The organism is Pseudoalteromonas sp. SG43-6 (assembly GCF_014164365.1).
Classification (GTDB): Bacteria; Pseudomonadota; Gammaproteobacteria; order Enterobacterales; family Alteromonadaceae; genus Pseudoalteromonas; species Pseudoalteromonas rhizosphaerae.
In genome coordinates this window covers 51,464-63,652 of sequence record NZ_JACJEZ010000011.1, presented here as the reverse complement: position 1 = coordinate 63,652, position 12,189 = coordinate 51,464, and the positions used below count along the sequence as shown (strand labels likewise).

Here is a 12,189-nt window from a genome sequence, read left to right as displayed (position 1 = left end):
CAAAAGGGAAAAAACTATGTACTAAAAATAAACGCTATTTAAAGTTAGCAATACTGTCTTTAGTGGCATTTACTGTACGCCATGCAAACGACTCACCAGTTACACCATAGGGGATACCATTAACATCCCAGCTAGGGTTAGAAAAGTAATCGTATTGCGTGGCACTTCCAAACACATGAGGGTACGCCATAATACTGGCAAACTGATTTTGTACGCCATGGCCCATACCATCAACATAAACACCACCGGCGGTATCGCCTTGCTTACGAGAGTGCGCTAAGCCTTGATTGTGGCCCAATTCATGTACGAAGGTTGTTGCTCCACAATCTACCGCTGTAATGCTGTACATACTGTTACTTACTGAGCTATATAAATTGCCGTTACTGCCACTACCAACCCACGCAATACCACACGAAATTAAGTTACTGCCAGCGCTTTGACCGGTGCCAAGTACCGCGACCATATCAGCACCCCAGCTATTGCGTAAGCCTTGAATATAGCTACTGTAAGTGACTGAATTTAACCAGCTACTTGAAGGTGTAATCGCATGATTTCCTAAGTTTTCGCTACCAACTAATCGAAGCGTAATATCAATACCATTTTGACTGTAAACCTGGTTACTAAAGGCAATATACTGGTTAATTTTAGTATTAATGTTTGCAGTGGCAGCCGCCGCTTGATCTGTATATAAAATCGCAATATCAATTGTCGCAGCGTGGCTAGTTGCTGTCATACCTAATGCACAAAATGCAGCTAAGGGAATTAGTCGTTTATTCATGTTAGTTCCTTTTTGGTTGTGTTTATTGCCTTATAAAAATTTATTTTGCTAAATTTCTATAAATTATTACCCGTAGGTTTTGGCGCAAATGGATCTTCACCATTACTTGGTTGAGGGGTTGGTTGTTTCGTTACTTGATGTTCCATATGATTTTTATAAAGATCTCGCTTTGCCGCAAGCCAACCATATTGACCTTTACTTTCAAATACATAATTACCGCTTGGTGCAGTTAATTGACCATATATAGCGTCTTCGCCAATAGTCATTACGGTGGTGTGAAATCGCCCATCAGCACCAAGCACTCGGCCAAAAATACTTTTATCACCATTGCTTGCTGCAATAATATTAGTCACCTCTGCACTAAAAGTTTCAGCAGTTTGTGGAATAGCTAGATCAAAATTATCACCTTGCTTGAGCTTTCTGAGCGCCACTAAATCGAACTCGATATAAGCTTCGTTATGTAAATCTGTAGGCAATAATCCTGAGGCTTTGAGAACTTGCTCTGCTTTCTCTGAGAGACGATTAATAGCATCAAATTCATCATACGTTTGATCTACTACAGCTGGCTGTGTAGCTGACACACTTGGCAACGATATATCAGCTGATACTTTAGCGGCTAGCTTCTTAGGCGCTATACCCGATAACTGAACGTCACTCGCAGCAACCGAATGGGTGACATTGCTTTCTTTGTAGATAACAAACTCATATAGCAAAAAAGCGCTGATCGGAACGACAATTATAAATGCAATAGCCCTTTTCATTTGTCTCTCTTTTAGATCTAAAAGTTAATATATTGTTATTTTTACATCAGAGTAAATTAAAGCGCAAGCATAAATTTGTTACCGAAAATAAAAACAGTCTTTTTAAATATTTATCATATTAATCTTATGGTTAATAATTTCATCAAACAAAACCTATTAAAAGCTAACTTTCACCCTCATAACACAACCTTTTAAGTTAACATTAACTTATCAATTATACCTTTTATAGTTACATACTTTATTGCAATAAAAAAACACCGACTATTGATTAACCAAAATGAGATCTGAAAAATAATATTATCGTGACGATAAAATTTATTTGTTTTACTGCACATCAGATGAACCTCATACTCCGCGTCTTTTGCCGCAGACTCTCATCATCATAAGTGACTGTGAACATCTATAACGTAGTGAGCCTATTTTTTCTGTGAGCTGCGGATCAATACTCAAGAGGAAATACCATGCGTGGCTGGATCATTTATAAAGACAGTGCTGGATTACTAAAACAAGAGACCTACGAAGTAGAGCGTTTACTGGCCGCAGCAAAAGAAGAAGGTATCGATTTACAAGTTTTCTCTCCCGATCAATTTGATTTAACTATCACCCGCGAAGATGGCAAAAGCATTCTAATTGACGGTGTAACCACAACTTTGCCTGACTTTGTTATTCCTCGCATGGGCGCCAGCACCACCTATTTTGCACTAGCAATTATTCGCCATCTCGAGCGACTAGGGGTGTACTGCGTTAATAGCTCACAATCAATTGAGACGGTAAAAGATAAACTGTTTGCACAGCAAATTTTAGCTGAGCGTAACTTACCTACACCAAATACTATGCTGGTAAAATTTCCAGTAAATATCGACTTAGTAGATAGGCAAATAGGCTTTCCAGTGGTGATTAAAACACTTTCAGGCTCGCAGGGCAGTGGCGTATTTTTATCAAAGTCAAAAAGCGAATTTGACGATTTAATGCAATTAATTGAAGCCGCCAACCCGCAAGCTAATATCATCTTGCAACAGTTTGTTAAATCTAGCCATGGTCGTGATTTGCGAGTACTCACTATTGGTGGCCGTGCTGTCGCATGTATGGAGCGAAACTCTGGCGGTAAAAACTTTAAAGCGAACGTGAGTGCAGGTGGCACTGGTAAACCGCACCCAATTACTCCAGAGATTGAATGGTTAGCTACACAAACAGCTAATGTACTCAATTTAGACGTTGCTGGTATTGATTTATTATTTGATGATAATCACTTTAAAATTTGCGAAGCAAATTCAAGCCCTGGATTTGAAGGCTTAGAAGCTGCACTGGGGATCAATGTGGCTCGTGAAATCTTGCATTTTATTCGCATTCGCTTGGGTATTTTTGACCGCCCAGAGAATTTAAGCTTAGCCTTGGATGAAGACAGTAAAGCAGCGATGGAACAGCCAACTCCAAGCCCCAAATTAAGCGCTGTAGTACAGTAAAATTTTAGTCGTAAATAACGACTATTGCTTTGTATACTAAGCTGTCATTGGTGACGTGTGAAAACTGTTACACCGTCGCCATTACAAATCTAACACTTTATCACTACCTCAGAACATCAATACTTTCTCCAACCAGTAAGACCTTAGTCATAAGTAACCTTGAAAGATAAACACGCCCTAGCATCAAAGTAATATTTGTGTATAAATAGAACGATTGAATTCAACGATTTAGGAACCACATGCAACTATCAAATCAACTATTAAACCGTTTAACTGCGGGCTTAGTTGCGGTGATCATCGGTTTTACCAGCTCTATCGCACTTATTTACCAAGTCGTTATTGTGCTAGGTGGCACAGCGGAGCTCGTTGCAAGTTGGGTACTTATGTTAGGTCTTGCGATGGGTGTCACTTCAATTGGCTTATCGTACTACTATAAAATCCCAATTTTAATTGCCTGGTCAACAACCGGTGCCGCTTTACTCATTACCAGTGCCCAAGGTTATAGTTTAAATCAAGCTGTAGGCGCATTTATGTTCAGTGCTTTACTGGTATTTATTTCAGGGATCACTGGCTGGTTTGAAAAAATAATGCAACGTATCCCGAGTCAAATTGCCTGTGCAATGCTTGGCGGTGTTTTAGTGACTTTTGGCATAGATGTATTTAACTTTATGGGTGAAAAACCATTGCTAATTGGTGCGATGGTGCTGGTTTATTTAGTCTGTAAGCGTTTAATGCCACGTTTTTCAATGCTTATAGTACTGATTGCCGGGTTTGTAATGGCAGGCGTTACAGGACAAATAGATACCAGCAGTTGGCAATGGAAAATGAGCGAGTTTGCGTTTATCGCTCCTGAATTTAATTTACAAGCGATGATCAGCGTAGGTATTCCGCTTTATATCGTCACTATGACTTCACAAAACTTGCCAGGCATTGCAGTGTTAAAAGCACATAATTACCCAGCCCCCATCTCTGCAGCGCTCAATGTCACTGGTTTTAGTAATATCCTTATTGCCCCCTTTGGTGGTTATGCCATTAATTTAGCAGCTATTACTGCGGCAATTTGCATGAGTGAAGATGCCGACAGCGACCCTAAAAAGCGTTACTGGGCAAGTATCGCGGGCGGTGGCTTTTATATCCTGATGGCGATTGGAGCAGCGACTCTAGTGGGTTTAGTGGCAAGTTTGCCACAAGCACTTATTTTAGCCTTGGCGGGGATTGCTTTATTCACCACCATTGCCTCGAGCTTACAGCAAGCTTTGTCTGATAGTTACTACACTGAAGCGGCAATGATCACTTTTTTGGTCACCGCCTCTGATCTTACTTTATTTTCTATTGGCTCGGCATTTTGGGGGATATTGTTAGGCGCGCTGACTTTATGGTTGATCCCGCGAAAATAACACTCGCAATAAATCAGCTTAACGCATCGTTGAGTAGCGATTGTGTTAATTAGTGGTTTATAAACTCACGCCTAAAGTGATCATTATTTAAACACTGTTAGTATAACAAAGTAATAACCGCCCTAGTGCATAAGGAACTGACTAAGGCGGTTATTATATTAGTCGAAAGTATGATGACGGGTGACACTAAACCGGTTAAGAATATGATGCATAATATACACCGCACATAAACTCACGATTATCGCAACCGATACAGACGAAAACCGATAAAGCGCACTGTAAACCAAGTCTTGCCCAGGTCCGAGAGACTGACCAAATAAAATTCCAAATGTGGTAATAACCCCAAATCCAACACCAGGGATACCGCCACCTAAAATATGATAACGGCTAAATATAAAGGTTAAAACCCACAAGATCAGCGCCGGAAAAATCAGCATATCGGTGTGATTATATAAAAACAGCTGCGATACTAACGCTAAATTACAACCAATTAATGTGCCAATTGCTCGTTGCCAGCCAGCCATGCCAGCGGCTTTCCAGCACAATGGAAACAAAATTAAGATCGATGCCGCTTGTGCTGAAATTGAATCTTGTAAATCAAATACCTGAAAAATCACAAACGACAGTGTAGCAACCGTAGCGCACAACAGTACTTCGTGGCGAATACTCTCTTTTGCTTTTGTTGGCATCACCCGACCTTGGCGTGGTGCAACATCAGGAAATACAAAGTGCATTAATACCGCCGCTAACACGGTCACTACGACTGCTAAACCATTGCTGATGATCAACGGATAAATACTTGTGCCATTACCAACATAACTAGAAAAGTGCAGTTGAATAGATAAACTAACGACACTTAAAGCACCAAACAAAAAGTTAGCACCGCAGCTCATTTGATAAAACAAAAATGCAAACGCTAAAAAGCACAGCAAGGTCATCGCCACTGGTAAATGAGAAAATAACCCCTGTACTATTAATACAAATAACCCACTAAATGCCGCGCTGGCAAAAAACTGACGAATGATATGTGCATTTAAAATCGGCACTAATCCTAATAACAACATAGGATAAACGGTGAAGAAAATACCATTTGGCCAATTCATCAATTTACATAAACTAAATCCTAACGCGCTGCCGCCAGCGATACGTAATGCTTGCCGAAGGTCATTCTGGTCTAGTTTTACAGGGACTGATGCAGACATAATAAAGCCTTATTAGTAAATGTAATGCAGTAAACTGATAAAGCGAATTTGCATGACACCAAACCATTGCCCAATTACTGACTCAGGCAGTAGCTGCACTGTTGCACGTGCACCACTAGGTAGTTTACTTAATAGCTGTGCTTGCTCTAAATCAATGTGAATACGTTGGCGCTGCGCATCACGAACCCAGCGATTACTGCTTTCAGTACTGCTTAATAAGCCATTAGCATTGAGCTGCCCATTACTTACGCCAGCTTCAAAAGAGTTCACTGTAGCAGCAAATACTTGGCCTGGCAGAGCATCAAACGTTACTTTTGCTTTGCTGCCCACTTTAATATTAACTAACGACTTTTCACGAAAATCAGCCACTAAATCAGCTTTATTGGCCACAACAGCTAACATCGGTTGACCTTTATTAGCAAATGTTCCGGTGCTTACTTGCAAGTTTGCGACTTTACCATCAGCATCAGCAGTCACTATGCTGTATGATAAATTGAGTTTCGCTTGTGCCAGTTGGTTTTGCGCATGGCGTAATGCTAGGTTGTCTTCGCCTAATTGCCCACGTGCCAGTTTTGCCTCGGTTAACTGTGCTTCAATAGCTGCGACATTCGCTTTACTTGATTGATAATTAGCGCTAATTGTTTCGTACTCTTGCTCCGATATAGACCGTTTTTTCAATAACGATTCACTGCGATCAAATAACAACTGTTGCTCATGCAGCTTGGCATTTCCAGCGGCTAGCTGAGCCTGTATCGCTTTAACACTGCTGTCTAAGCGCTGGTTTTGCAACTGCGCATCAGCATAAGCCAGTTGTGCTTGCTCTAGTGCTAATTTAAAAGGAGCTGCTTCTATTAAAAATAGCGCTTCACCCGTTTTAATCGCTTGATTATTATTCACCAATACTTGGTTCACGCGGCCACTCACTTGTGGCGTTACTTGCACTACAGGGTGATATACGCGCGCTTGCGGAGTAACCGGTAAAAACATATCGGCAACGACAAAGTAAGCGAACAATAAAATAAACCCAACTAATGATATTTTTACATAGCGGGCAAATTTTTGATCCGGTGTCATGAATTATTTCTCTCCAGAAAAGTGGCTAATACAACGTCGAGCATTGGCTTCCATTTGCACTAAACCATAGGCCATAGTATCAAGCTGCTGCGTTGTAAGTTCTGCATAAAGTTGTGTTTTAACCTCAGCCATAATATCTCTGAGCGCATCTAATAATAGTAATCCTTGCTCAGTAAAATAGATTTTACGACTACGTTTATCATCGCTATCAATGCGACGAACAATAATCGCTTGTTGCTCTAACTGTTTAATTGTTCGCGTTAGCGAAGGCATTTCAATCCCCAAACTGCTAGCCAGTTCTTGTTGTGTAACACCTTGTTTTAAATGATGGATATGGATCATCGCAGTCCAACGAGATTGTGTTAACCCTAAAGGCTCAACAGCGAGAGTAACGGCATCGCGACAGAGTCGGAAAACGCGCCCCATGCTACCGCATAAACTTAAATCTAAAGTTTCATGAAAAGGAGGTGATGAAATCATAATAGTACCTAGTTACTTAGCATGCTAACTAGTTTAACATTACTTAGCATGCTAAGTAAATATTGAAACGCTCTAAAAAAATAACGGCAAAGAGGGCTTTAAAAACGATTTAATATCACTGTGTTGAGCAAATTAGCGAATAATCCAATGGGGGAGGAATTGTGAACCAAGTAACATTATAAGGAGGCTATTTTATTAATTTTTTCATCGTTACCTCTTCTTAAGGCTGAACGGCTAATAACTGAGTTATTTCTTGCTCATATTGCGCTTTTTTACTGTTCTTAAAGCCAATATGGCGATATTTTATTTTGCCATCACGGCCGTACACATAACTACTTGGCATACCGAGTAAATCGAATTGTTTGCCTATTAGTGCATCAGGATCATAAATAATAGGAAAATCAGCGGGAGTGTGTGCTAAAAAATCAACCGCATCTTGATGCTCAACATCTAAGTTAACTGCCAACACCGTAAAGCCTTGCGATTGGTATTTTGTTTGCATTTCATTAAGCCAAGGAAAAGACTTACGACAAGGTGTACACCACGAAGCCCAAAAATCTAAGAATATCACTTGGCCTTTAAGCTCTGCTAACTTATCGGTTAGTTGTTGCTGACTGGAGATAACTGGAACAACGGTTTCTTTACTTAACACTGGCGCACTCGCCATAGCAGTAAAAAGTGCCGTCACAAGCATAAACCGTGATACAGACCGAGAAATAATCACCACTTTTTAAGCCCCTAAAAATACCTAGAAAAATAATTAGTTTAACAATAGCAGGCAATTCTTAAGAAATACTTAAGACAAGCCTAACTATAACTTTCGCTCAAAGCACACTATCTATCATTGCAGCAGGAACCTTAAACTAACCTATGAGGGAAAATTCGATTACAAATTTAATCGGGTATTAACTTAAAAAGGGGGAATTAGCAGTTAGCTTTGATGGCCAGCAAGCTGGCCTAAGTGTAGTAAAAATGGCCGTAAACTTTAGAAATTGAGTAAGTTTGCGGGTGAGTACTGATCAGTGAGTACTTTTGTATCGCTAGGCCAGTCTTTATTATCTTTGGTCGAAATCATCCCTTCGCTCACCGCTTTGATATCAACGCGATAGGGGGCTAATAACGGGGTTAGCTTTTCTATTCGCTGTGCTAGCTGCACAGGACTTGGAAATTTATTAAAGCCAGCTAAAATAATTCGATTACTATTTTTCTCAGTGCTCACATTAATAAAGTCACCAAATACCGCTTCATAAGTGGCAGATTCATGCTCATAAAGTTTGCTTGATGAAAAGGTATTTGCCGCTACTACGCCACCATCAGCCAGTACACTTTTCACTTCCGCAAAAAACTCTTTAGTAAGTAAATGCTCAGGGATGTAATCACCATTAAATGCATCAAGAATAATCCAGTCATACTTGGCTTGTTGGATTGCTGCGCGTTTAATAAAAATACGCCCATCTTGTACTTTCGAAGTGACTTTATCGTTCTCTTTAAAAGCAAAATAATCACGCGCCACTTTTATAACTGCGGGATCAATTTCAACATTTTCAATCATGGCGTCAGGGTATAGCTCGCTGATCACATTTGATAAGGTGCCGCCGCCAAGCCCGATAATAAGTACATTTTTTGGATTGTCTATCAGTAGTAAACTGGCAAAAGTGAGTTTGGTATAATTAAACACTAGCTTTTGTGGGTTGCTTTTATATATGCAACTTTGACTGCTTTTACGGGCTTTTTCGTCAAACTTTAAACAGCGTAAATCGCCGGTCTCTTCAACTAAAATATTACGATAAAGCGACCGCTCTTGATGAATCACCTTAGCTTGGCTGCTAAACCCAATTAACAGTAAGGTCACGAGCAAATACTTAAACATTGTGTTTCTCCTTGTTAGCTAATTGATTTACGCCAATTGCCAATAAACCTAATAGCCCTAATGTCGTCGCGAAACCCAAAATAATGGTATTCACATCAAACGCTAGCACCATGTAAAACGAGGTAATAATAGTCCCTAAGGCACTGCCTAAGGTGCTGACAAAATACAAGCCGCCAGCGACTTGGCCGCTGTGCTCGCTATCGGTCACTAATAAACGCACAGAGTAAGGCGAAATCATGCCTAAAATAATAGTAGGGACAAAAAACAACGCTGTAGAGGCCAATAACGAGCCATAACGGCTGTCTTCTATGTGAGAAAAAATATACGCCATAATTGGCTGGGCAAATAATGCAATGGGCAGCACCATAATACTGGCAACTAAAAATATTAAACCGTATTTGGTTAACGAAGGCTGGCGAATTGAAAGCTTTCCTCCCAATAAATAGCCAAACGATAAGCTGAGCATAAACACAGTAATAATACTGCCCCAAATATGCACACTACTACCAAAAAAAGGCGCTAAAATTCGCCCGCCAAGTAGTTCTATTCCCATAATACTAAAGCCGCTACTAAAGGCTAAAAAATAAATTAAAGCATTGGTTTTTAAAGTCATGTAATTATCATTTTGTAACTTATTTGAAGCACTATACTAACGTGATGTAAACATAGCCGCCAGTGTAATAATTAATCGAGCCAACATAACTCAAAGCTACTTTTATAAACCAAGACAGTCTCACTTTAGTTATGGGGCAACATAAAGTCAGCCATCAGAGAATAGGGATTAATTTCACTAGCCTGCAAAAGTATTAATGCGCAAATATGATGCATGTTGTTTAGTAACTGTTAACCCCCTTTACAGCCTTTATTAACTTTAAAATCACGACTCTTTTATATCATCTAGGCAAAGGCTCAATGAATAAGTAAAAAAGCAGTAAGGTTAAAACGCTGCACTTAAGCGCAGCGTTGATTACCTTTTAAAACTGATAACTTACGCGGGCAGAAAAGTTACGCCCGGGCTGGGTATATTGGCTAAAATCAGCCCCCTGAGATTGCCCTGCAATCAGTTCAAAGGGTACATATTTTTTATCTAGCAGGTTAATTACACCAATATTTAGCTGCCATGTTTGCCATTCATAACTTGCGTATAAATCCACAATACCGTAACCATATCCTTGCGTTGTTTTATCACCACTTGCATCTCGCACTACATCAGACTGTGATTTAGCAAAGCGCCATGCTGCGGTCCAATCAATATCGCCAAGTGCTGTTGTTAATTGTATTGAACCGTTTAATGGACTGATACTGGTTAACGGCTCGTCTGTTTCTTTGTTTTCGCCTTCAACATATGCAATATTTGCCTCAACTAAAACATTATCGCTTACATGCATCAACAAGCTCGCTTCAACACCGCTGATCTGTGTTTCACTAATATTTTGGTATTGGTAAAAAGTTTTATTTACATTCGGTATGAACGTTGGCTCAACACCTGCAATTGCAACATCAATAAAGTCATCATAAGCGGCGTAAAATGCGCTTAAAGTAACGTTGATATCATTACCAGAAAAGCGCATGCCAAGCTCATATGAGTCGCTGCTTTCGGGTGCTAAATCTGCGTTTGGTAATATTTGATAAAATGGTTCAACACCATGGCTTTGATACGCTTGATCATGCGGGGGAATTTTAAAACCACGTACATATTGCCCATACCAAGATAAATTATCATTAACTTGATAAATCATCCCAAGTTTTGGTGAAAACGCAGATTCGGTAATGTCATCAAGCTCAGCATCGCTATAAAGCTCATCATCTTTAGCTGCTAATGAATAATAATCAAAGCGTACACCTGCAATCAAAGACCACGCGCTATTTGCAAATTTAATATTGTCTTGCATAAAAACGCCCACTAAAGAGGTATCAGCGCCAGGAAAAGCTTTTTGTTTTTGATCTGTAAAATCGACTGTTCCATCAGCCAATAAGCGTGTTTTATAACGTGGACGTGTTGTATCGTATATATCTACGTCAGCACCATAAACAAAGTTGTGGGTCGCATCTTGTAAGGCTATTTTTTTATTAAATACAGCCCTTAACCCTAAAATATCTTGTTCAAAGCCATAGTCGTTGTAATCGGTATGCGCTGCTGTAGCACTAATTTGATCACTTTGCTGCTCATAACGACTAAACGATACTTGCCAATGCCATTGATCAAACGCTGCTGTGGCCGCTTTTGAGTCGTAATCCAGCGCTAGCGACCAATTAGTATTTTCGTCTTTAGTTTCTTGGCTCGCTTTGGTGATTACTTGTTCAGTAGTTTGATTAAAATAATCTAAGGTGTATTTTAACGTGCGCTTTTCATCAAGTTGCTGCTCTAGTTTAACCAATAACGAATCTGATTTAGCATCATAACCAGGTAGGTTTTCAGTAAAGTTTTGTACTTCTTCGCTATCTCGGTGGCTATAAACGGCACTAACACCTAAATCTCCCAAATCTTTAGCCGCAGTAATATCTACCGACATTTGATTACTCTGACCTTGATATCCAAGCGCCACTTGAGCAAAACTATTTTCGTTTAATAAATAATCGCTCGGATCTTTAGTGGTGATAACCACAATACCACCCAGTGCATCTGAACCATACAATGAAGACGCGGCTCCCTTGGCGACTTCAACTTGCTTTATCCCAGCGACATCAAAATAGCTACGACCAACCAAATAGCCGTCTCCGCCAGCATAACCATCGTTAGTTCGACGGCCATCTTTAATAAACACCACGCGGTTACCACCGACTCCTCTAATTGAAAGCGTTTGAGCCGCAGAACCACTGCCCGTGCTTGATATACTGGGGTCATAACGAAACATTGTTTGTAAATCAACAGCCAATTTACGTTCTATGTCTTGCTCTGTAATCACAGTTACAGAGCCTGTTACGTCTTCAAGTTTTTGTTCAAACCGAGAACCGCTGACAACAATATGCTCACCAATTATCTCCTCGGCAATGGCAGAGCCCGAACCAAGTAGTAACGTTGCTAAAGCAGTAAGTTGAAAAGAAGGAAAATTCACATTAACTCCAAATGATAATTGTTGTTATTTAGTAGGGGAGGGATGTTACAACTAACTAAAAACAAGATCAATTATTTATGATAATCATTTTCATTTGCATTTAGTTAA

General features: G+C 39.9%; 11 protein-coding genes. 2 read left to right on the top strand and 9 right to left on the bottom strand.

Features of this window, described 5'->3' with window-relative positions:
- Window positions 1-34: 34 nt before the first annotated feature.
- Entirely contained in the window at window positions 35-778 is a 744-nt protein-coding gene (locus H5201_RS06800; RefSeq protein WP_182784045.1) for a zinc-dependent metalloprotease family protein, read from the bottom strand.
- Between the two features lie 56 nt (window positions 779-834).
- Entirely contained in the window at window positions 835-1,539 is a 705-nt protein-coding gene (locus H5201_RS06795) for a hypothetical protein (protein WP_149980339.1), read from the bottom strand.
- 461 nt (window positions 1,540-2,000) lie between these two features.
- On the opposite strand from H5201_RS06795, the gene H5201_RS06790 reads away from it, so the two are divergent.
- Together H5201_RS06790 and H5201_RS06785 are read left to right on the top strand one after the other, a co-directional pair.
- Window positions 2,001-3,002, top strand: a complete 1,002-nt coding sequence (locus tag H5201_RS06790) for a RimK family alpha-L-glutamate ligase (protein WP_149980338.1) — start codon at window positions 2,001-2,003, stop codon at window positions 3,000-3,002.
- Between the two features lie 239 nt (window positions 3,003-3,241).
- Window positions 3,242-4,399: a benzoate/H(+) symporter BenE family transporter gene (locus tag H5201_RS06785; RefSeq protein WP_182717321.1), complete on the top strand. Its 1,158-nt coding sequence runs from the start codon at window positions 3,242-3,244 to the stop codon at window positions 4,397-4,399.
- A gap of 158 nt (window positions 4,400-4,557) precedes the next feature.
- Here the strand turns inward: H5201_RS06785 and H5201_RS06780 are convergent, their stop codons facing one another.
- The 7 genes from H5201_RS06780 to H5201_RS06750 all read right to left on the bottom strand — a co-directional run bounded on the left by H5201_RS06780 (window position 4,558) and on the right by H5201_RS06750 (window position 12,081).
- On the bottom strand, window positions 4,558-5,601 hold the full coding sequence (locus H5201_RS06780; RefSeq protein WP_182784043.1) for a DUF2955 domain-containing protein: 1,044 nt from the start codon (window positions 5,599-5,601) through the stop codon (window positions 4,558-4,560).
- 12 nt (window positions 5,602-5,613) lie between these two features.
- Window positions 5,614-6,675, bottom strand: a complete 1,062-nt coding sequence (locus H5201_RS06775) for an HlyD family secretion protein (protein ID WP_149980335.1) — start codon at window positions 6,673-6,675, stop codon at window positions 5,614-5,616.
- 3 nt (window positions 6,676-6,678) lie between these two features.
- Window positions 6,679-7,155 (bottom strand): MarR family winged helix-turn-helix transcriptional regulator, encoded by a 477-nt coding sequence (locus tag H5201_RS06770; protein ID WP_182717320.1) that lies wholly within the window; start codon window positions 7,153-7,155, stop codon window positions 6,679-6,681.
- A gap of 220 nt (window positions 7,156-7,375) precedes the next feature.
- The gene (locus tag H5201_RS06765; RefSeq protein ID WP_179959137.1) at window positions 7,376-7,849 is read right to left on the bottom strand and encodes a TlpA disulfide reductase family protein; all 474 of its coding nucleotides are present in this window, start codon (window positions 7,847-7,849) and stop codon (window positions 7,376-7,378) included.
- Between the two features lie 291 nt (window positions 7,850-8,140).
- Window positions 8,141-9,025: a spermidine synthase gene (locus H5201_RS06760; protein ID WP_149980333.1), complete on the bottom strand. Its 885-nt coding sequence runs from the start codon at window positions 9,023-9,025 to the stop codon at window positions 8,141-8,143.
- On the bottom strand, window positions 9,018-9,638 hold the full coding sequence (locus tag H5201_RS06755; RefSeq protein WP_145238924.1) for a fused MFS/spermidine synthase: 621 nt from the start codon (window positions 9,636-9,638) through the stop codon (window positions 9,018-9,020). Before H5201_RS06755 ends, H5201_RS06760 begins: the two co-directional genes overlap by 8 nt.
- Before the next feature lie 361 nt (window positions 9,639-9,999).
- Window positions 10,000-12,081 (bottom strand): TonB-dependent hemoglobin/transferrin/lactoferrin family receptor, encoded by a 2,082-nt coding sequence (locus H5201_RS06750; RefSeq protein WP_182784041.1) that lies wholly within the window; start codon window positions 12,079-12,081, stop codon window positions 10,000-10,002.
- Window positions 12,082-12,189 lie beyond the last annotated feature (108 nt).